General features: G+C 46.0%; 13 protein-coding genes and 2 pseudogenes. 5 read left to right on the plus strand and 10 right to left on the minus strand.

The genetic code is table 11. The features are described 5' to 3' along the window. Positions 1–46 precede the first annotated feature (46 nt). Both SK32_RS02720 and SK32_RS02725 read right to left on the minus strand, forming a co-directional pair. Positions 47–6,535, minus strand: a complete 6,489-nt coding sequence (locus SK32_RS02720) for a DEAD/DEAH box helicase (RefSeq protein ID WP_053065214.1) — start codon at positions 6,533–6,535, stop codon at positions 47–49. Further along, positions 6,532–10,146: an STY4851/ECs_5259 family protein gene (locus SK32_RS02725; RefSeq protein ID WP_048211250.1), complete on the minus strand. Its 3,615-nt coding sequence runs from the start codon at positions 10,144–10,146 to the stop codon at positions 6,532–6,534. The genes SK32_RS02720 and SK32_RS02725 overlap by 4 nt, the downstream gene beginning before the upstream one ends. Positions 10,147–10,610: 464 nt before the next feature. Here SK32_RS02725 and SK32_RS02730 point away from each other — a divergent pair. Beyond that, positions 10,611–11,566, plus strand: a pseudogene (locus SK32_RS02730) (ArdC family protein). 400 nt (positions 11,567–11,966) lie between these two features. On the opposite strand, the gene SK32_RS02735 reads toward SK32_RS02730, so the two are convergent. From SK32_RS02735 to SK32_RS02740, 3 genes are all read right to left on the minus strand, one after another. After that, positions 11,967–12,992: a hypothetical protein gene (locus SK32_RS02735; protein ID WP_048211251.1), complete on the minus strand. Its 1,026-nt coding sequence runs from the start codon at positions 12,990–12,992 to the stop codon at positions 11,967–11,969. 218 nt (positions 12,993–13,210) lie between these two features. After that, positions 13,211–13,354, minus strand: a complete 144-nt coding sequence (locus SK32_RS26355) for a helix-turn-helix domain-containing protein (RefSeq protein WP_231591558.1) — start codon at positions 13,352–13,354, stop codon at positions 13,211–13,213. 120 nt (positions 13,355–13,474) lie between these two features. Next, positions 13,475–14,077 (minus strand): site-specific integrase, encoded by a 603-nt coding sequence (locus tag SK32_RS02740; RefSeq protein ID WP_048211252.1) that lies wholly within the window; start codon positions 14,075–14,077, stop codon positions 13,475–13,477. Positions 14,078–14,375: 298 nt separating this feature from the next. Between SK32_RS02740 and SK32_RS02745 the strand changes: the two genes are divergently transcribed. Together SK32_RS02745 and SK32_RS02750 are read left to right on the plus strand one after the other, a co-directional pair. Next, positions 14,376–15,452 carry a hypothetical protein gene (locus tag SK32_RS02745; RefSeq protein ID WP_020885048.1) on the plus strand — a complete coding sequence of 359 codons (1,077 nt, stop codon included), beginning with the start codon at positions 14,376–14,378 and terminating at the stop codon, positions 15,450–15,452. A gap of 332 nt (positions 15,453–15,784) precedes the next feature. Beyond that, complete coding sequence (locus SK32_RS02750; protein ID WP_048211253.1) at positions 15,785–16,480, plus strand: DJ-1/PfpI family protein; 696 nt, start codon at positions 15,785–15,787, stop codon at positions 16,478–16,480. Between the two features lie 137 nt (positions 16,481–16,617). On the opposite strand, the gene arsC is transcribed toward SK32_RS02750, so the two are convergent. The 3 genes from arsC to SK32_RS02765 are packed head-to-tail and all read right to left on the minus strand — an operon-like array spanning position 16,618 to position 18,710. Continuing rightward, positions 16,618–17,043: a glutaredoxin-dependent arsenate reductase gene (gene arsC, locus SK32_RS02755; protein WP_048211254.1), complete on the minus strand. Its 426-nt coding sequence runs from the start codon at positions 17,041–17,043 to the stop codon at positions 16,618–16,620. Between the two features lie 12 nt (positions 17,044–17,055). Then, positions 17,056–18,345, minus strand: coding sequence for an arsenic transporter (locus SK32_RS02760; protein WP_048211255.1), 1,290 nt, complete (start codon positions 18,343–18,345; stop codon positions 17,056–17,058). A 44-nt stretch (positions 18,346–18,389) separates the two neighbouring features. Continuing rightward, entirely contained in the window at positions 18,390–18,710 is a 321-nt protein-coding gene (locus SK32_RS02765) for a transcriptional regulator (protein WP_047041444.1), read from the minus strand. Positions 18,711–18,795: 85 nt separating this feature from the next. Here SK32_RS02765 and arsH point away from each other — a divergent pair, with 85 nt between their 5' ends. Beyond that, positions 18,796–19,494 carry an arsenical resistance protein ArsH gene (gene arsH / locus SK32_RS02770; RefSeq protein WP_048211256.1) on the plus strand — a complete coding sequence of 233 codons (699 nt, stop codon included), beginning with the start codon at positions 18,796–18,798 and terminating at the stop codon, positions 19,492–19,494. Positions 19,495–19,874: 380 nt separating this feature from the next. Here arsH and SK32_RS02775 read toward each other — a convergent pair whose 3' ends face one another. Then, positions 19,875–21,167 (minus strand): hypothetical protein, encoded by a 1,293-nt coding sequence (locus tag SK32_RS02775; RefSeq protein ID WP_048211257.1) that lies wholly within the window; start codon positions 21,165–21,167, stop codon positions 19,875–19,877. A 452-nt stretch (positions 21,168–21,619) separates the two neighbouring features. Here SK32_RS02775 and SK32_RS25895 point away from each other — a divergent pair. After that, positions 21,620–21,766: pseudogene (locus tag SK32_RS25895) on the plus strand (IS4 family transposase); the annotation flags it as partial. Between the two features lie 275 nt (positions 21,767–22,041). On the opposite strand, the gene SK32_RS02780 reads toward SK32_RS25895, so the two are convergent. After that, positions 22,042–22,692: a hypothetical protein gene (locus SK32_RS02780; protein WP_048211258.1), complete on the minus strand. Its 651-nt coding sequence runs from the start codon at positions 22,690–22,692 to the stop codon at positions 22,042–22,044. Positions 22,693–22,770 lie beyond the last annotated feature (78 nt).

Here is a 22,770-nt window from a genome sequence, read left to right on the forward strand (position 1 = left end):
TATTATCAGACTGTGAATGGGTCGATTTTTGCAAATAATGAGATAGTCAGTCACGTTCATAGACAACGATATAACTATCACCGCTGCCGATGCGAACCACAATTTCTTTACGCTGGTAGTCTGCACCTTCGTCAAAGCTGTTTTCGAAATCGAAACGATTGCGGCTATATGGTTTTCGATTGGCCCAATAACCCATTCCCTGATCAAAGAGAATCTGGATGATGGTGCCATTGCCCAGCTCAATGTTAAGCTTGCGTCCATGATCCATATCATATTTCTCACGAAGCTTCGAGGTGATGGTGAGACCGATAGAGTCGCTAACACCTGAAACGCAGTCAAGCAACTGATCAGAATTTTCAAAATTGTCGGCAACACAGCAAGGCCTGCGTGTATTGGTTGGCGGATAGCTAATCGTCAGCTCTGCAGAAAACGATCCAAATCGATCGTTGAAACCTTTAAATATGTCACCAATCAGCATGATCCCGATGGGGGACAGTAGATATCGATCGGAATATTCAATTTTGCTAATACCACTATTCAGGTAAGCCTCTAAAGCTGGCGCCGTTTTTATTAGTGCATCCAGTAAATGATTACCAAAGCGAGATATGTGGATTCCTGTCAACAAATCAAAGTTGTTCAAAACTCCCATATTACTGGATATATTGGCTTGAGCTGCTTTGGATTCGAGATCAAACAGGTTCGCTTCGAAATCGTATGATTTATTTTTGCTAGCTACTAAACACAAGTTGTGGGTATTACCCCAGTCACAATTCAGAGATATTAGGTCTGTTTCCTCTGTGGCATACCAGTAATCATAATCCTGAAACTTCATTCGCATTATTGGCAGTGCTTTTCCTTCCAAAATTGACGGAGTGGAATACAGGCACACATCAATGTCTGAGTCAATAACGCGGCGGAGCTGCCACGCCAAATCTGAATCGATTTTGTCCTCTAACGATTTATGGAAAAGTACTCTGACAGGTTGCATGGTCATGTACTTGACGCGCCTGAGTACTGCCGCATTGGAAAGATCCCAGTTCTCGCCAGAGATAAATATATCGATCTCTTTGCTTCGTCCCCCCTTAAGTGACAGTAACGAGATGGCGTTAAGCAGTTCGGGCTGAGAGTTAGGACCAAAGAATTTACGCTCCTCAGGTAGCTCTAATCGCTCAATAAGGCGCGTCTCGTTAAAGTATTGAATAATGGCGTGTCGGTTTAGTTCTTCAAGCTGATGTTGCGTATCGAAATCAAGTAGACAGGCATGGCAAGCGCGGTCACAGGCATGCGGGCAGGTTTTTGCGAATTCGTAAGCCTTAACAAGGACGTGTGGCAAGTTCTCAGCCATCTGAGTCGCATAGCCAGCCCCTTGAGAGGCTTTATCGAAAATAAAGATACTCGTGCGAGTTCCCCCAATCTGGGCAAAGCGTTGTTGAACGGCAACACCTAGCTCAATGTCAGAAATACCATTTTCCCGACAGAACACCTCACGCATCGCAATACCTAAACTATATGCTAGCTCTGTGCTTCGAACCCATGAGTTTGTTTCTGGGTTTCTTAGTTGAATCTCGAGCATCGTTGTCTGAGCGGAGTATCCGAGAACGAACGGAACCTGAATTTCCATCGTTTCGGCATTATACGTGCCGACCTTTAACGCCCATTTATCACTTGAGCACTCTGAGCAACCTTTCTGCGTAGTCCCCTGAATACGCTTATGCTTCTTCCAGACCTTTCCGATCTCAGACTCGTTAACGTAGAAATTACCGGTATCGGTGTTATAAGACGCTTCGATAGCATGTGTGCGGCCGCATTGCCAGCACATAGCAAATCCAGCACCCTTACCGTGGTTGTAGAAGAACATATTACCGTTTTGAGTTGCACGGAACTTACCAAGCTCTGCTCGGCCTATAGCTTGCCATTCCTCTTGATCTATCTGAAGGAGGGGTGCCACATAAGGGGAGTACTCAGGGCGAGTATAGTTGTTGTGCAGAGGTTTACGGAAATCTACTTGGAAGCCGGTCGGTACGATGTATTCCATTCGGCTCAGGAATGAACTACATTCTGGGCAGATCTCTGGTAAATTGTTCCAAATCGTATGGTCTGCGCTATGATAACCACAACGGCATTTTGCGACATATCTCATCTGTTGGAGTTCTTGAACCTCCTTCTCAGAATTCGGAATCTTCCAAGACAACTGCAGGCCTGCCGAACGATAGACAGCACCGTTCAGAACCATATCCTTACCAGGTTCATATTCACGAATCGCAACATCTAACGAGCGGGAGGGATAACCAAAGGATTTGTCCTTCTTGTTTTTCTGTCGACTTTCAATCATGTTGTTGGTAATTAGTTCGACAACATTCGTAGGGAATCCATATCCGGGAAGGAATCCGCGGTTTGTGAGAATCCCCAGCAGATGATTCTTCTCCATGCTTTCAAGCTGGCGCTTCATTCGTTTATAGGCAAAGTCCTCAACAACTTTTCCACTATCAAGAATCATTTTGGCGTTAGTCTTGCCTAATTCATCTACCAAAGCAGAGTGTCGAGCTAACCAATGCTCCTCAACCTCGCGCATCGCAGTTGCAACCTTGTGTATCAGATTGGGTAGTGACATCCCTTCAAGGGCAGTACCATTTCTAAGTGATTCTAAACCCTCAATTAGATTAGCGTCTTGAATGGCATCGTTATCACACCATGCAAGAAATGCCTGACACTTGGTGAACTCTAGGTCGGAGACAAAGAATTGACCAACCTTGGTGACTAGAAGGTTTTCATCCTGATACGCCTTCAGCAGGAAGGTTGCAAGAAGTAGTGCATTAACATGACGGCTAACGATAACTGCACTCTCAAGCGCCACACGCGGGACAGGTGTGGTAGAGAACGCCCATTTAGGATCAGAAAAGATGCGCTCATCATGCGGGCTAGCCTTACAAAATGTTAGTACAACAGAGGTTGATTGACCGCGACGACCCGCACGACCTGCACGCTGTAGGTAGTTTGAGGTAGCTGGTGGGGCGTTATTCATCGCGACCATCGAGAGCGATCCGATATCGACACCCATCTCCATAGTGGTCGAACAGTTCAATACATTGAGATGATCGTTCTTAAACGCTCTCTCGAAATCTTTGAGCTTTTCAGATTCCTGCTGTGCTGAGTGCTCCCTAGAACGAAGTAACGTTGGGTAGGAGACAGCAGAATCGTTAAGGTCACGCCACTGACCTCTGTTTCTCAGTTCAGTGATAACAGGGTTCTCTTCCAACCAAGCTTTCAGTAAGGTGGTATTATCCCCTTTGAGCAGCTTACGTTCAGGACGAGGCACATCGATAGGTTTGTCTTCTACCTTCACATCCTCCAGCAGCATGGTACCAGTTACAAAAGGGGTAATCCCATTCAGAGCATCTGCGCTAGGCCCTTTCATAACTGTATCCAACCAACGTCCTGTAATTGGGCACAGATAAGCTTTATCGATCAGCGATAAAGCAGCACGCTCATATCGGAAACGGTAACCGGATCGGACAAACCCATGTTCGTCAGGCTGAGCGTCCACAAACTCCATCAATTCCTTTTTCCTAAGCGTATCCCATACAGCCAACATGATCCGTTCAAATCCACCGCTGTCACGCTCGATTGTTCGACCGCTTACCAACTCAATCAAGCGCACCGGGCGGTTGCGAATTCGGCCGGAGGGGAATACGCGAAAGGCTAGACGCTGAAGATCCTTGATCAGAATCTTATCGTCCTTCTTCGAAGTCTCCGTTGAGTACTTAAACGTGGGGGGTTGACACAACCGAACAGGAACTTCTGCGCCCATCCAGCTTTTCTCGCTCGGAGAAATATCAACTAAGGTGTTCTCACGGGCGTAGTAATCAACGATCAGCTTGAGGTAGTCTTTCCACTGACTCAGCGTGAAACCGAACTCGAACCATATACGGCAAGCATCTCTTGCCTCGCTCTCCGTAATTCTATCTAACGAAGGATAGGTGAGCTTCACCAACCCAAGGCTTTCGAGGTTGTTCGAGTATTTTGGGCGGCGAGCGAATTCACGCAGAAGGAATAATCTGGCGAGATTGCGGGTACTGCTCAGTTCTTCAGCGCGTGCAGCATACTCACCCGGTAAAGCATCCTCCGTACCCTCTACACCGGCCAGCAATCTAATCTCTGGCTGTTTGGATAAGTGATCGATCATCTCGTCCCAAGTAACGGAAAAACCGGTCGATGTACTTGCAGCCGCTTTCTTAACTTCTCGCTGATCCTGCATAAATTTAATTGCTTCGGTATTGCCAGAGGCTATTAGTGTTTTGATAATACCTTCAATCTTTGCAACCTCATCAGCAGCGGTACCGGAGGTTTCCGGGACTTTGTCGATCAGGTAGTTATAGACCACAGATCGCGTCCATCGACGCTCTGAGTCCAACTGAAGTTTTGCAGAGAACCGCGCAGTTCCTTGCCGACTGTCGGTAAATGTAATCAGTCGTCGCCCTCTGAGGTTGGTGTCTGATTTTGTGGGTACATGCTTCAGCATCTCTGGCACGATATTTCCCATCAAGAAGGGGGCACCTAGTACAGCACGTTTGAAGGTCATACCCTCATGAAGCTCAATCTGATTACAGCAACCACAACGCAGTCCGGAATTGTCGGACGCAACGGTATAGCGGATCTCAACTCCCTCGACCTTGTCGTGGGAAACCAGCCCTGTGACAGGGTGTAGGTAGCCTCGTGTAGAACCGCCAGCATTCTGTCGTCGGTCATCAATCGGGCTTAAAGAGGTGTAGAGTTGAACATTCTCATCGCGCTCTACGCTGGCTTCCTCGGTCCCTTCTGATGCGCCTGTGTATTCGAACGCATCTTCCGCATAGTCATCAAGCGTATCCAGCTTACGGGGACGGAAGAATACTTGACCTTCGCCAAGATATCTTACGGCATTGAGCGTAGGTTCGTTGCAGCTCGAGCAGTGGGACAGTTCAAAGACCGGATGATCACAGTACGAACAGCTTTGGCGCTCATCTAGATAAACACGACCAAACGCCCAATCTTCTTCCAGATAAGTACCATGTTTCCCTGAACACTCAGGATTAATACAGGCCCAAATGCCACGTTGCGCGCGATGGAATAGATGTGCTCTGATCGGAAGCAGTGCCTCCGCTTTATCATCTCCGTTTGGGTGAGCATCAGTTGCCACATCAATGATTCTCAGCGCTGAATTCAGCATATGGCCGTCGATTTGAGACTCATCGACATTAGGATTCAGATGAGCCGCGATTTCTTGCAGGGTCTTAGGCCCTTCATCAATCAATCGTTTACGAAGAGAGCGTATCAATGCCATCTGAGACAGCGTATCATAGGCTGTGCCACTATCCAGCGATTCCAGCTCTGATACCGATAGTGTAGGAACTTCCCCTGTGTATTCAGGAAGTTCTGGTACGTTACGATGACCTCTTACTATAGCAATTTTGGATGGAGCCACACCTGCCAATTCACCTAAGAAGGTTTTGAGGAGTTTTTCTGTCTCTTCCCACTGGTTCATGTCACCGATAGTTGCCGACGTAGCTACGAAACGCACATCTTCAGGTTTGACGCCAAAAGCATGCATCGTGCGTCTTAACAGAAGTGAAGTTTCTGCCGCCGCTGAGCCGATCAAGGTGTGCGCTTCATCGAGCACAATCCAGCGCAGTTTGCCCTGGCTCTTTTGAATAATGGGGCGATCTTGCGGACGAACCAGCATGTACTCAAGCATTGTAGCGTTAGTCACCAAGATCGGCGGTGGTGTCTCTCGGATATCTTTTCGGTTAGTAACTTCCTCGGGCTTGGTCTTTTTAAGCACGGCCTCTTGAGTAGTCGAAAGTGCCTCTGGTTCGTGCGGTGTATCTCCGTTGTACAGCGCATATCGAACATCACCCTTGAATCCCCGGGTCCATGCGCTCAATCGATCTCTCTGAGAGTTAATCAGGGCATTGAGCGGATAGAGCATGATGGCCTGAACGCCGACTAGTGGACCTTCTATATCCTCGGAGAGCTTGGACATATCATTTAAAAGTGGAACTATGAAACATTCAGACTTACCAGAACCGGTACCTGCAGTAACAACAGTTGAAGTCGGTTTCTCTTGTCCGAGAATCCCCCATGCCTCTAACTGATGAGCATAGGGGGCGCGAGAAGCAGGCCAGCGCGGATCATCTTTCTCTGGGAAGTCGTCGTCATACTCCAAACGCGTAATACCATTTTCCAAATCTTCTCGTTTGAGCGATGGGTGGGCTGGCGCTTGATCCATTACCTGAACCAGCCGCTCGGTAAGAACACCCTTTTCGGCCAGATCAGTCATAGTATTTCTGCATTCTAGCGTCGATGCCGACTTCCAACCAAAAGTTGACTCAATTAGTGGGGCAGACAAAAATGAACCACCACTGCCAAACTTACTTTTGAATTGTTGAGTGAGGTATTGGCGAAGCGAGGGGTTGATAATCTGTAATTGGTTTAAAACGGCTTCAGCTGATACAGAATTGATAGAGTCGTATAACTTGTGGAGTGAGATGCTCTTCATGGCGTAACATCCTCTTTATGTTTCAGTCCGGGCGCAGCATATTCCAATAATGCAATTTCGCAAGCCAAGTGGCCGATTAGCAGTACTGACTGCAGCCATTCACGGTCAAATTCGTCGAGAAGGGCGATGGCGTAACGAATTTTTACCTGTGCCCAACCTGGAAGCTGAGATTCATAAAATCCGCCACTGAAAAATGCCCAGCGAAGTGGTAACCCTATGGTAAGTTGGTGAGCAGTCATCTTCTTACCATAGGGGTCATTGTTAACTTTGATCGTTCCCAATAATCCCTTAAGGGGGCGAGGAAGCTCAGCAAAGGGCCATTTCTCGTCCATTATCTCTAAGAGCTGTTTAGTGTTGCGTAAAGTGCCTATTTCGTTGAGCAGCCTTCCCGCATGTCGAGCAAGTAATTCTCCACGTTTAAGGAAAAAATGATGTGCGAGTGTTTGACTTTCAAGCCCTTGAGCTCTAATTTCGTCATCAGCCCAAATCTCAACCGGTTCAAAAGCCGGTGTATCAGTGGCAACGTCAGCTAGATATGCGAAAAAAGGGCCTTTCTCGCGCAGATTTTCAAATGGTGCGTTAATCGCTTTCTCATAATACTCTTTATCGATAGATTTTAGCGTTTTAAAGTTCTCTTTATGCCACTCGTAGGCATTGCGTATGGAGGTTATCCAATTGTATGGACGAATCGAAGCCCACTCAAACCCCATTTTGTCAGACAGTCCCCAGACAGCATGGAAATAAGCCGGGTTCCTGAACAACAGAGCAACCAGCGTAAAGTGGTTACGCATGACGGCGGTCATTGTGTAAACGGCTAGCGGTTCAATACTCTCGATCCGCTTAAGTACACCCTCAATATAGTTCCATCCTTCATGGTTCAAATCGTATCCCATCGCTCTCACAATCGATTTCAACCTACGGACGCTTCTTTCCTCACTAGGATCAAGATACTTAACGGCATACGCTAGTGTGTCCCATGCTAAGGTCTCTTCGTAGACAGGCATATCGTTTTCTACGGTCATATTCAGAATGCTCAAAAGTTGTTGGCCGATAGCACTGACTTCTTCTCGTTTTTTCGCTTTTGGAGGCGTTGGATAAATACTGATACGGGGGCGAATGCTCATCTCAGGCTCACCCCAAACTAGCCATGCACCATATTCGATTTCACCAACCTCAGGCATGGAGTAACGCCATACCGATGCCTTTGTATCATCAGGCATCAATATCAGCGGGTCAGCTCCCAAATCCCAGATAGGGGAGAGGTAAAGTGCGGGGCTGTCCAACCTTTTTAGTAAAGGAGTAACAGGGAGTTCAAACGCTCGTTTAGCTTTAATGAAGCGGGGGTCATGCTTGTATCTGTGAATGACTGGTAGAAAGGATTGCAGTGTCTCGCTGAATAGTCCTTGATGGACGAAGAAATCCATCTTCACATACTGTTCTTGATCGTCAGCCTGGCTATATACAAAGCGAGCCAACTCAGCGAGCTCAGAGCCCTCTATCACATATATGCCGTTTTCTCTAACGACATCGAAAGTGCGTTTTTTGGCAACGATTACCTGCTCATGCCCTGTGTGCTTATTAACGTGAGCTAGGCTCACTACTGAGTTGATCTGGCTAACTTCAGTTGCTGTTCTGATGACCGTACGCATACGTGGCAAATCTTGGAGCGACAAGCAACCATGTTCAGTTTCTCTGTAGAGTTTGCCCTTGCGATCGGTTAGAGAGATCGAATTAAAGCTAATTGAAATATCGAGATTAACTTCAGAATAATCCAGATTATTCCAACGCAGTACTATTCCGACATGATCTCTAATTGAATCTGTTGGTGAGAGACTACATTTTGTTGTGCCATCTACGACGTAGGATGCAGAAGTCATCCACGACTCGAATCCCACTTGCATACCAATCTGTGGATTGCCAGCATCGCTGATGCTGAGCAAATACAAACCCTCAGCATTGTTGGTAATTTTGAGAGCAAACCCTGCGGGTAGCAGGACGCAAGCATGCTCCCATACTACATTGTTATCGGACCGCCAAACGATGACGCCCTTGCCTATTGCGAGAGGGTCTTGTAGGGAAATGAGAGGCTCATTTTTGCTAGTAAACCAAAACAGGTCACTGGGATCGATCTTGCCTTTGTTATCCTGCATCGAAAAGTGAATCGCTGGGATGCCCAAATAGACCGGAAGGTTGGCTCTTGCGGTATCAAGTTCTCTTCCTGTAACAATAACTGATACCTCCTCATTGGTATCCGCACTGCAGAGTATCCGATAGTCACCCGCAATACCTGAAATCAATGCTTCGCCTGTTACCTCGTACACTTGGCGATCGATACCGATGACGTCTCCACATAATCTGACGGAGGAGAGTTGATTACCTTTGCGTGGTGTTGTTTTGGTGACAACGATTAGCTTGCCTTTACTGGACTTAATGCTTCCTTGTCCAATGAAGTTGATCTCCATGCCACTGAGATTAAAAACCCAAGGAGCTGCGTCACTCATGGCATCGCCACGGTAATAAACACCTTCAGCGAGTTGGCGCCCTTCACTTAGTAGTTCATAGCCTACTTCACCAGTAGCAAGGGCATTTTTCAGGTCAGTGATGTAGCTCGAAACCAGCCAACCTGAATGTGCACCTTGTCGGTGTGTAAATACCGCTGTTCTGAAACGTTGATTGTCTGGAATTATTGTTGAGAGTTCAAAACAACTCGGCATAGCTGTTACGCCAAACTGACGATTGAGATCCTCACTATCGATCTGTTGTGCTATGTATATCTCACTATTGAATCGATATCCGTGCTCTGTAATGTAGAGGGTACGCTTAACTCGAACTGGATGAAGTTCGCGTCGTTTGATGCATGATGCTCGTTTAAGCAGTGTATCAATAAGTGTTTGAGCCTCTTCATCGAGAACAAGGAATGGCAGCTCTTCGCGCCAGCGAGGATGCTGATAATCCAAAACACCAACGGCGTCTTTAACATCAACCAGATCATAGGTCGTCTTCCAGTCGAGCAGCCGTTCAATCAGGCGACTTACCAGCTCAGCGAAGGCATCTTGCTGAAGAGTCAAGGGAAGGTGTTTGAGTTCTTCTAGCGCAAGATCATAAAGCGAGATTGACTGCTGATAGCGCTCGTAATAGGCCAATACCGACTCGAAATAACCCATGATTTGGGAGTGTGACTCTCGCAGCATGTCCGAACGAGGCAGTCCCCCTTGACAGGCCAATGTATCTATATATCGATGACTTAACTCTGTTGCGAATACTTCTAACCCCCAAGATCTAAGACCAGCTTCAACCAAACTTGTCTTCTCGGAGTGCTCAATACCTTTTGCATGAATTGCTTCAAGAACAGGTTCCCATTTTGAACGACCAGTATTATTGCGTTGAAGCCAGGTTGCGGCAAATAAAACAAAAGCCCCGGCATACTGGGATTCATATAGCCTGAGGATCTTTCGAATACCTAGTTGGTCAGCAAACTTGAGGAGTAGTGACTGCAAGTCTGCAAGCTCCTCATCAGTGACCTTATAAGCCCACAAGGGATTACTAGCCGGTATACCTCGAGATGACTTGAATGAGCTAACCCATCCCTGGATATCGGTTATTGCAACCATTATGAGATCCTATTTATATACTTCGCTAAATTTAATTTACATTAAGGTGTTGGTTTTTCAAGTCATATAGGCTTTGTTTATAAATTTATACGAATCTTCTCTACTTTAGTTCTCTTGACCTCGACCCAAAATTCTACTCTGATTCGGAAATAGCACTTGGACTGAACCCACCCCGATGATTAGCTCCCATCGGTTAATAGATATGAAATCATAATTTTGCTGATCCCAACACCATTTCACCACTGCAAACCAAGGGGCGCTACGCCCGCCTATGCAGGGGCAGTTTTTTCTCCCCAGTGATTTCCGTTCCCGTATCAGCTTCCGGCTAATCGTTTCCCAACACAACCCGTCCCGCAAGGGTAAATGGCACGCATGCTGCGCCCTTGCGTGCCGGAGCGATGCCGGGAAAGCGAACCGTCAGGCGATACGAAGACGAAAATCACACCACTGGCGGAGAAAAAACCATGACGATTTCCCTGCATACCCAGACTAGCGCCCCTAACACCGCAGCGGCGACCAGCGTATCCCCGCTGGAGCAGTCAGGCTCCTCAAAAACGAAATTTTCTCAAACCAGAACAGATATTTATCAGACCGTCACCGACAACATCATTGCAGCGCTTGAAGCCGGTGTAAAACCGTGGTCCTGCCCGTGGCAACGAGTACCGGGCATGTCTGGGTTGCCTTCCAACTTCGCAACCGGTATCTCGTATAGCGGAATGAATATCATGTTGTTGTGGTGCAGTGCGTCAGAACAGGGCTTCGGTGATTCACGTTGGATGACCTACAAACAGGCGCAGGCAGTAGGTGTGCAGGTTCGCAAAGGCGAGCACGGCACGACAGCCATTTTCTATACAACCTTAGAGAAGGAAAACGAAGACGGCGAAATCGACCAGATCCCGATGCTGAAAACCTTCAATGTGTTCAATCTTGAACAAATTGATGGCCTTCCGCTGACAACTGAAACAGTTAGCCCAGAAGCAACCTTTGACCCATTGCCGGAGGCTGAAAATCTGTTCCAGAAGAGCGGCGCAAACATCATTGAGAAAGGGCAAAACGCCTTTTTCAGACCCTCGACCGATGAAGTCTGGCTACCGGAGCGCCATCTGTTTTCAGATGCAGCTAATTTCTATGCTACTGGCCTGCATGAGCTGGTTCACTGGAGCGGTGGTAAAAAACGGCTTAACCGCGAGATGAAAGGAAAATTTGGCAGTGAGGATTATGCTTTTGAGGAGTTGATCGCCGAACTGGGAAGCGCGTTCCTGATGGCGGATCTGGGAATTGTCGGAGAGGTCCAGCACGAAAGCTATATTGCTTCCTGATTGCTTCCTGGCTGAAAGTGTTGAAAAACGACAAGCGCTATATTTTCAAAGCCGCCAGCGCGGCATCGAAAGCGCATCGTTATTTGATGGATAAAGCTTGAGGACAGAGTGAAGAAGCCACAAAGGAATGTGGCTTTAACCTTATAGAGGAGTGGGCAGAGTAACGCTAGTTTCAGGGGGTTATACCTCCCCCTACGAATTTTCCTGGCACTTGGTGCTAGGAAAATTCCTAGGCTGCAGGGCGGGCGGCAAAGAGCCCGCTCAGCTCTTTAGATATATTGCCGCAGACTTGATCTGGTAGTGTTCTTTGTTAAATGACAGTCGGCAATGAGCGAGGAGCTGACATTGCTAAAAGCGTTCTGTGAGAATTAACAGGGAGCAGGTCAACCCATCATGTGTCTAATCATATAAGCACCGGTATGCCTGCATGTTTGTACTGATGCTTGTATGTTTATATGAACGTATGGCGGCATGAGGGTCTCGGTTCGTCAAACCGTTTTGTTATGGGTTCTGTTTCCAGTACTGCAATACAACAGGACTGGCCCACACAGGCATCAATGAGTCAAATAAACAGCTGAAAACGTTGTCGGATTTTCCTCTAGTGAATATCCATCCTTTATCAATATTTTTCTCAGTAATGCCGAACACATCACCATCATACATATACAATTCGAATTTAGGGTTTTGTACATTTTGAGATTTCACTTCCTTCAGGAATATGCCATCTTCATCCATGAATATTCCTTCTATTTGTTTAACCCAAGTACATATTTTATTTCGATAAATTGAAACTCTCGTAGAGGTTACAGCGGTCGTCATCCCCATTCCTAATGGTGCATAAACCTTTCCGTTTGCCTCAAAGGGGAGATTTATTCCATTCTTTCTCAATTTTGCGATGTCAGCATCGGGAATTGGTTGGTTAATTGCCAGCTTTGAAACACCTTTCATCTCATACATTCCTGCCTCATCTGGCCAGTTGCGTATAAATGTTTCAATCAAGTCTCTTTGAGAAAAAAGGTCGGGCTCGATGTCTTTATCATGGCTTTTTATATCAATAAATAAAACAGCATTAGCATACACCTTCAGGAATAACACCCATTCTGAGCGGTCTGAGTATTTTTCACCTGAACCCACCGGGTTTAATGACAGGTGAAGATGGTGAATGCCCCAATCAGCCCAAAGGTTATCCGTTCTTTGCGCGGCTTTTTTACCGCTTGTGTCATTAAATAATGTCAATGTTTTACTCTGGTAAGGATTGACATCGCCACCTGAAGTAAATAACTCCTCTATTCTCTGCAATCCCGCTTTTGCATCATCTGGAATATTTGCAGTGAATCGATCCGATTTAAAAACATCACGTTTCACTGGGGCTATATATCGTAAAATAAAATCGCACCATCTCAATAGTGGATCGTGAAGATTTGGGTGCCCAGATTCACTATATGATAATTCAAAAGCCTGTATGCCTTTCTCGGCTATTTCATTAATATCTTTCATTAAATCAATGTTTTTCTGTGTGTCTGACATACTAACTCCGTTTAAATATACAGCTCAATATTTCAGTTAAGTAATCTTTGCACGCCGTTATAGCGAATTTTCTTAGTGATTTCAGATCGCATTTAACAACATCGAAAGTACTATAATAATAGTTGAATTGATTTTTCAAGCTTTACTATATGTTGATTTTCCACTTTTCGCTCACAGTGGTTCTTAATGTGGTTTATTGCCCTTTGAAGAGAATCAGACTATTGCGCAGCCTCTTTCAGCACCCGCTGCACGGTCGACAACGACACCCCTAACTCTTTAGCCACGGTTCGCAGGCTTTGCCCGGTGGCGCGGGCCGCAATGATCCCGTCTCGGTCTATCCAGGCACTGTTCCCTCGCCCCACGGTTCGACCGGCCGCACGCGCAGCAGCAATCCCCTCTGACCTGCTCCCAGTTGCTCCATACAAACTGTTGTTAGCTACTTCCGCTTCTGGCACAGGGCCGCTGTCGCAGCCCTGACAACCTTAGACTTCGATCGATTCAGATATCTCCAGCGCATCATCGACTTCAATGCCCAAGTATCGAACTGTACTTTCCAGTTTCTTGTGGCCCAGAAGGAGTTGGACCACTCTGAGATTCTTAGTTTTTTTGTAGATCAGGTAAGGTTTTGTTCTTCGCATAGAATGCGTGCTGTAAAGTGAATTTTCGAGACCAAGCTTTGCTATCCAACCATGAAAAATTCGGTTGTATTGCCGGGTTGTTATGTGTTGGCAAGTACCAACCCGAGACCGGAACAAGAAGTCTTTACTATGCAAATTGCCAAGCTTTATCAATGCAGCAACAGCTTCTCTTGTTCCTTTGGTTATCTCAAATTGGACAGGACTACCGGTTTTTTGTTGCAACACCGTTGCTCTGCTTGAAACAGAACTGCCATATGCAACATCTGATACTTTGAGTTTGACCAGGTCACAGCCTCGTAGCTTACTGTCCAAGGCCATGTTGAACAGTGCAAGATCGCGTGTTTTACCTTCCAGCTCAAGTCGAATCCGGATCCCCCAGATATGAGATATCTGAAGCGGCTTTTTTTGACCGATGATACAGTCTTTGTTCCACGGTGACGTTTTCATACTCAAATCTCCTGCAATATGGGAGATTTGAGTATGGTTGTCCCTTAAGAGCGAGGAACGGAAGTTGCTAACAGCATTCTGTGTGAATCAACAGGGAGCAGGTCAATCCGTTATGAGCAGGAGTGGAGCTAAGATAGATTCGATAAAGGGTACCGTTAACTGTATACATTTTTATTTACTTGATATAAAGCAATGATATCCTGTTTCAGGATGCGTTGCTGGGTATTTTATATTAGTAGAACTATTATCAATGCCAATGTTGGTGCAATTATGTACTCAAAGAGCAAAGGAGTGAATGATGCGCGGTACTAAAATAATTAATAGAGAAATTAACATAATCGCTAATGAACACTTCAAAAAACAAGGCAGCTCCCATGAGTTGCATCAGTTTGCCTCCCTTTTCAATTCTAATTACCTTTCAAATCTTGCAGATATTTTTCTAAAAATAGATAAAAAAAAGACTGACGGTCTACATTCGCTTTATTATGGAATTGAATTAGGATGGATTGATAAAAAACCGCTTGTTGAGTATTCTCAAGCATCATCCTTAAAGCAGGTAGAAGTAGGCGATGCTTTAGTAGTTTACAATAATTATCTTTTGGATAATACGGGTAGGTATATAAATACAATTGATGAACGCGCTGTGATTATTCAAGCTAAAGTGACGAAAAACAAGAAAAAACTTCCGAGTGTTACAGTAACGCATGATAATTCTTCAAGAAAAGAGTATGCGCTATATAGTAATTGGCCATCTTTTCGACTAAAAAAGAAGAATGGGTTCACCCCCCATTTTAACCTCCCACATCCACTTGTAAAAAATTCACCATCCCCCTATGCATTTTATCTTGCAGCAAGGAAATCATATTCTAACGACCGTAAATGGCAGAGTCACTGGATGGGTGCGCCTTCGCAACGTTCTAATACGTGTAATATTACAGTAGGAGAGATATTACTTGCTTTGAAAACAGGAAGGCCCGTTGGTCATTACCATGTTGGGGCAGACTTCAAGTCAAATCCCCAGTGGGAAAAACTGGTTAGAACAATTCTAATACAGGTCTCAATGAACCATACTAATAAAGGTTGGTGTGGGGTAATAATGCCAACCAGAATAAAAGGCAAAAATATTCTTAATGTTAAATCAAGATCTTTATCTCTTGCTTCCTTTATGAAATATACTTTACATAAGACCTTTCACTTGCAAGAAATATTATCTTTGCATCAGCAAGTTCAAGCTAATATATCCATTGATTGGAGCGGGGCTATCCATGCTCATAATGAACGACCTGAGAGAAATATTTTTGGAAAGTTTCCAATTTTAATTGTTTCACGATTTAGCTCGGAATTCCTAACGTCCTCAGATAATAAGTTGGGATAATATGGTCGTCTAACTATTAGACTTGTTGGTTTTTATATAAAGTATCCAAGAGACAGTCACTCATTAAAATGACTGTTTCGTAATCAGCGGAGTTTTTGAAAGCCAAATATGAGCGAATGAAGCCTGATGGGAGGGTGTAGGGATGAAATGGTCCTTTATGAGCGAGGAGCGGAAGTTCGCAATTAGGTCGCCATTGGCATAGCTAACTTGCTGTGTGTTAATCAGCGGGGAAGTGGGTCAGTTGAAAAAACGCACTTCTTTCCATCAAACAATGCAGTTGCCATTCATGAGAGAATAGTCATTATATTCCTTTAAGTCAGAAGGATTTCTTTATGAGTGATTCTGAATGCACATCAATTGGGCTGCTCCTTTTTCCGGCTCTAACTCAGCTTGACCTTACCGGCCCTTATGAAGTATTCGTAAGAGCGCCAAACACAAAAGTTCATCTCATCTGGAAAAGCCTGGATCTGGTTGTTTCCGATCGTGGTATGGCTATCCAGCCCACAACCACATTCGAAACATGCCCCGAACTGGATGTAATTTGTGTCCCTGGTGGACCTGGTCAAATAAATCTGATGGATGACGAAGAAGTCCTCTCGTTTATCCGCACTCAAAGTAAACAAGCAAAGTTGGTGGCTTCGGTCTGTACTGGGTCGCTTGTTCTGGGCGCGGCAGGGCTTCTGAAGGGTTATAAAGCAACGACACACTGGGCGTCTCTAGAGCAGCTCGCATTATTAGGTGCGGAACCGATAAATGACCGCGTAGTTCGTGACCGCAACCGTATAACCGGCGCAGGCGTGACTTCAGGTATAGATTTTGCTCTCAACGTCGTGTCAGAAATGTATGGAAGTGATATCGCTCAGAATATTCAGCTGCATTTGGAATATGACCCCGCGCCTCCCTTCACATGTGGCTCCCCCCGCACAGCGTCTGAAGAACAGTTAAAAAAAGCAAAAGAACAGGTTGCACCCTTTATTGAAAAGAGACTGCAAGCTACTTTAAAAGCAGCCGCCAGATTGCAGAAATAAGTGCATATCGGAAATTCTCTCTTCAAACTATCAACTTCCGCTCCTGGCACGCAGCGGACGAGCTAACGGTCCGCTGTGAGCGAAAAGCGGACGCCCGCATAGCGTTAACAGGCGTCCGATATTTTGAAGTGGGCAGATTACTTAACTCGGTTACCCGTTTCGTCAATGACCTTCTCTCCATCCTCTTTGGTAAACACTCCTTTCTGACCTTCCGGTAGAATATCCAGCACCATTTCGGAGGGCCGACAAAGACGTGTGCCGATCGGTGTCACTACAATCGGCCGATTAATCAGGATCGGATGCTGAAGCATAAAATCAATCAACTGCTCATCAGAAAACTTGTCTTCATCAAGACCCAACTGCTCATAAGGTTCGACGTTCTTACGCAGCAATGTACGTACTGAAATGCCCATATCTGAAATCAGTTTGCTAAGTTCATCACGAGTCGGGGGAGTATCGAGATAATAAATAATGGTTGGTTCGTTACCGCTGTTACGGATCATCTCCAGCGTGTTACGTGAGGTGCCACAGGCTGGATTGTGATAGATGGTAATGTTGCTCATATCTGTATCTCATTACAAAGTGATGGAGAGCCGCAACGCCAGCGCGGCCAGAGTGATAAACAGCACGGGCAGAGTCATGATAATGCCGGTGCGGAAGTAATATCCCCAGGTAATCGTTATATTTTTCTGGGCAAGCACATGCAGCCAAAGCAGGGTTGCCAGACTGCCAATCGGGGTGATTTTCGGGCCTAAATCGCAGCCGATCACGTTGGCATAAATCATTGCCTCTTTGACGACGCCAGTCGCCGTACTCCCATCAATCGACAGCGCGCCAATCAGCACTGTCGGCATATTGTTCATCACCGACGACAGGAACGCGGTCAGAAAGCCGGTGCCAAACGTTGCTGCCCATAATCCCTTTTCTGCCAGCAGGTTTAGCACGCCAGACAGATACTCCGTTAACCCTGCATTGCGGAGGCCATAAACAACCAGGTACATGCCCAGCGAAAAAATAACGATCTGCCATGGCGCACCGCGCAGGACTTTTCCGGTGTTGATGGCATTACCTCTTTTCGCCACTATAAACAGTACTGCTGCGCCAGTAGCCGCTATCGCACTGACCGGGATCCCCATAGGCTCCAAAACAAAGAAACCGACAAGCAGCAATAACAGGACAATCCAGCCCACCCTGAACGTTGCCGGATCTTTTATCACACTGGCAGGAGTCTTCAGCAGCGAAACGTCATACGTCGCCGGAATGTCCCTGCGGAAGAAGAGATGCAGCATGACTAGCGTGGCCGCAATCGCTGCCACATCTACGGGGATCATAACGGAGGCATACTGCGTAAAGCCCAGACCGAAAAAGTCCGCCGAGACGATATTCACCAGGTTAGAAACAATGAGCGGCAGGCTGGCCGTATCTGCTATAAATCCTGCGGCCATCACAAAGGCCAGTGTTGTGCCCTTGCTGAATCCCATTGCAAGCAGCATCGCAATCACAATTGGTGTCAGAATCAGCGCGGCGCCGTCATTGGCGAACAAAGCAGCGACAGCGGCACCGAGCAACACTATCCAGGAAAACAGCAGGCGACCACGCCCGTTACCCCAGCGGGAGACGTGCAGTGCGGTCCACTCAAAGAAACCGGCCTCATCGAGTAGCAGACTGATGATAATGACCGCAATAAATGCCGCTGTCGCGTTCCAGACGATATTCCAGACAACGGGAATATCATTGATATGGATGACACCGGTTACCAGCGCCAGCACAGCCCCGATACTCGCACTCCAGCCAATGCTCAAGCCTCTGGGTTGCCAGATCACCAGTATCAGCGTCAGTAAAAATATACTCCCTGCCAAAAGCATCTCAGACTCCGTTATATATGATTATGTAAATGTGTTTTCATTTCTCAACAGGAGGTGCAGGCTGATTTATCCAGCCATTCACGCACATCCTCTCGCATACACTGCCAGGACGTTGTGATTGTCTCCGCTGCCCATGCCGGTATGTGGGGTGACAGACGATAATGGATCCATTTGCCTTCACGACGATCCAGAACCAACCCAGCCTCGCGAAGAATAGCCATATGTCGCGAGACTTTGGGCTGTGATTCGGAAATGGTTGCGCAGATATCACAGACGCACAGTTCTCCTGACTCCCGGAGAATCATGACGATGGCGAGCCGGGTTTCATCCGACAGGATTTTGAAAAGCTGAACAGGTTGTAGCATTTTTCACTCCGTTCCCTTTAGAATATACATATGGTAAATCATATGTATTAAATTTGAAATCATCTAATCTCTCCGGAGTAGAAAAATGGAACAATTTCCAGCACTGAATAGTGAATGCTTTGATCAACACATCGCCGAGCGCCTGCACCTGCACGAGCCGCCGCGGATTCTGATCCTATATGGCTCAGTTAGAGAGCGCTCCTACAGCCGCTTTGCTGCGGAAGAAGCTGGTCGCCTGCTGGCAGCGATGGGCGCGGAGGTAAAACTATTTAATCCCTCAGGTTTACCCCTGCCGGATGATGCGCCAGATACACATCCTAAAGTCGCCGAGCTGCGCGGTCTGGTCAGATGGTGTGACGGGATGGTGTGGAGTTCTCCGGAACGGCACGGGGCTATGAGCGCAGTTATGAAGGCGCAGATTGACTGGATACCATTAAGTGAAGGCGCAGTTCGTCCTTCGCAGGGCAAAACACTTGCGGTAATGCAGGTTTGCGGAGGTTCACAGTCCTTCAATGCAGTGAACCAGATGCGTATTCTGGGCCGGTGGATGCGGATGTTTACGATCCCTAACCAGTCCTCCGTAGCCAAGGCATGGCAAGAGTTCGACGAAAACGGACGAATGAAACCTTCGTCATGGTATGACCGCATTGTCGATGTAGCCGAAGAGCTGTTTAAAATCACTCTGCTGCTTAAGGGGCAAACCGGCTATCTTGCGGATCGCTACAGCGAACGAAAAGAGAACCATCAGGAGCTTTCATCCCGTGTCAATCAGGACAAAATATAACGTTGTTCTTTGCATAAGCTTAATAACGTCCGCTATTGGCACGATGCGGCCCGATTGACGATCCTTACGGGTCGCCATGAGCGAGGAGCGGAAGTTCGCAGCTGTTTTACAATTGATTAAGGCATCACTTAAATCTCGGTGTCTCAATCAGCTAAGAGCAGGTCAAGCGGATTCGCATTTAAACTCAGCGATGATAATTTTTTTCATTGAGGATAATGTGTTGTCCTGAGGTGTGCATATCACCTCTGTTCAAGTTACCAAAATTATTAAACCGCTATACTCAGATTATCTCTGCGCTGATGTTTCTGCAGGGTAGTGTGGAGAGCGGTTGATTAAAGCTCCTGAACTTCATCGCTGAGAGTCAGAGGCATGGTTGTCGGTTAACACTGTTCTGAAGGCGAGTCATCTGCTTCTTCCCTTCTGGTAGCTCTCATTTTTCGCCGCACAACTGACAGCGAAATGAGCTTAAAAAGTGGCCGGATAACTCCCGTCGCAAGCATCCGGCACAACAGCAATGTTTTGATAACAATAAACCTGATGACCATGAAAAGCCATGAAGGGGGACGAACCGTGTCATGCTTGACCATCGATCTTGAGGCGTTGGCAAGTTTACCTCCGGCTACAAAGGCCAGCAGGAGAAACACGAAATAGCGCGTATTATGCCCCCGCTCGATTTCCTGAATATGTTCATCGGCCTTCTGCATGGACTTGTGCAGTAGCTGGAGAGTCTGTGCATAAGGCGGGGGTAGGAAGGCAACAGGATTCTTGTAGTCATCCATGCCGAGCGACATCTCGATAGGGACGGTCTGGCAGTTACCCCTAATCTGGCCCTGTGAGCAAGCCATGACGTTGAATGCATCGATCTGCTTTTTAAGCGTAGGCTCGCTGGCGACACTGCTGACCCAGTCTGGCAGGTCGATTCTGGCGCGCAGAATGTCTTTCGAAATGAGGCTATCCTGAAATGCCCATTTCATCGCTGGCGCCAGACCGCACAAATCAGGAGCCTTATTTACCACTACCGGCTCTTTGCACAAGACTTCGAGGTTCTGCTCACCGTTGCGATACAATTGCATGATCGAGGTTGTGCGATCGCCGGATTCTGAGAGGTCTTCCTTATACGAAGGCAAACCACTGTCTACAACAAAATATAGAGCCGCGATTAAGCCTAAAACGTACCAGATATGATCATAGGCGTTTTTGAAGGTGTTTTTCTTCCATAGGGCACCGAAAAGCATAATAACTGACCAGCCAGCAATCAGGCAGATGAACAGATTGGCTGCTGCCGATGGTGTACTGCCGGTAAAGTTAGCTCCAAACTGAAACTTATCAGGTCCGAAATTATGAAAGTCTGGAACGTAACCCTGCAGGCTCATCCCGCCAGGTATGATCCACAGGCACAGGCTAATCCAGCCGGCCCATTTGTTCAGGTAAAATCCAGCGCGGATGTTCAGCAACGAAATGGGGATCAGCATAAGGGTCAGTACCCCAGATAACCCATTAACGCCATGTGTTGGTTTGATATTCCAAGGATAAAAAACCTCGTTTCCCACGCGCATTGGAAGGTCGTTTATGTAGTGGAAGAGCCCAAGACCTTCAAGGTTCTGTGCAAGTCCCCAGGCGGCCAAATTGCAAAATAACAGATAAGGATGGAGAAATTTCAGAAGTAGTAGCATCGGCAAGATAAATCCATTTAAAAAATTGCGAGTTTATAGAGTACGTAAAAAGATCGGGCCACTCTATTCTATATTCCTCACGAGTGGATCAGCACATACCTCATATTTTTACCCAATTCTGATAGTCAGAACTAGTCTGACTGCAAAAGATTCTTTCAGTGTCCGTTAATGCTCCCCTCCGACTCCCTAGCGTGGTCGGGTCGAGAGCCCTACTGCACTAACCTGCCGAGCCGGTAAGCTTCATCGGACCGCGAAGTATTTCGGGGCTCTTGGCTGTGGTCTGATGGCAATGGCATGTATCAGTCCCGACTATATCTGGCACGCAGCAGACAGGCTGGGTAGTTATCAAGTCTACTGAGAGCGATGAGCGGAAGTTCGTTTTCAGGTAACATAATCCATATGCAAGAGGATCTCTAAAAGAGAATGGTGCGTCTAAGCGGGATACTTACAGGAAAACCGGGACAATCCCGACAAAACTGAGGAAGATGCGGGAGAATGTGAAGCAGTTCATCCTGCCGGAAAAGAGAAAACGGCCCAAAGCGAGGGCCGTTCGAATCTCAAAAACCCATTATCCCGTTCACTCAAAACATCTTAAGTGAACGGTGTTATCCAGATGGAGGCTTTATTAACAATTTATCATAGCCCACAGAGTTGAGCGAAGTGGGCACCAACCCCATCCAGTAGGGAGCCGGTTGGAAAAAGGGCAAGCCTATTTTTTAGCCGGAATGACAGGCAGCATTGAGTAAGTTACTGATTAAATAATTGCTACTAACCAGTTAAATCTGACTTCAACGTCCGACGTGTGAAAAAAACATGCCCACCGAATGAATGTCGGGGAATGAAAATTTATTAGTAGTGCCTAATTTTTCAATTGTTAATTGAATTCCTTTCTTTGAGATTTGAATAGTTCAGTTAAAAATATCTTGAAAGTATTTATGGTGAATTTTATGTAGTTGTTGCTAATTACTATGTCGTTGTTTTCAGATAATCTTAATCCTTCTGTTTCTTCTATGTATTTTTTAATATTTTCGAAATCAGGATGTTTGTCTTTAGACAAATGACTATCGCTATGAACAATGATATTTCTTATTTTATTTATAAGCAAAATATCAGGCCACTCTTTACTGTTATCGTTGAATTCTGAACAAGACACTTTTTTAATATATATTTTAGCTCTGAATATGCCATCATGCTTAAGATCCGCCAAAGAAATAGCAAGGCTTTTCTCTTTTTTGTGAATGGCGCAAAGCTTATTTAGGATGCTTTCAAAAATAGAGTACACATGGACTAATACTGAATGCTGAATAACGATCGGCAATTCCTCTTGAACCTCATTATATTCACTGTAAATTTCAGCAGCATAGTATCTCCAATCGTCGGGGTCAATTTTCTCGGTCACTGCTTTCATTGTTTTATCGAGATTTTCTTCGTAAAGCTTTAAAGATTCATCAAGTATTGATACCGAAACAAGTAGCTTTTCTATTCGATCTAATGATTTTGTTTCTAAATTTCTAAAATTTTCCATGAGACATCCTATGATTATGTGAAATATTTATTTTAAGTTAATTCTGATAATGTTAAATTTATTCATCTACAAATATGT

Origin of the sequence: Citrobacter sp. MGH100 (assembly GCF_001034465.1) — a bacterium.
In the GTDB taxonomy this organism is placed as follows: domain Bacteria; phylum Pseudomonadota; class Gammaproteobacteria; order Enterobacterales; family Enterobacteriaceae; genus Citrobacter; species Citrobacter youngae.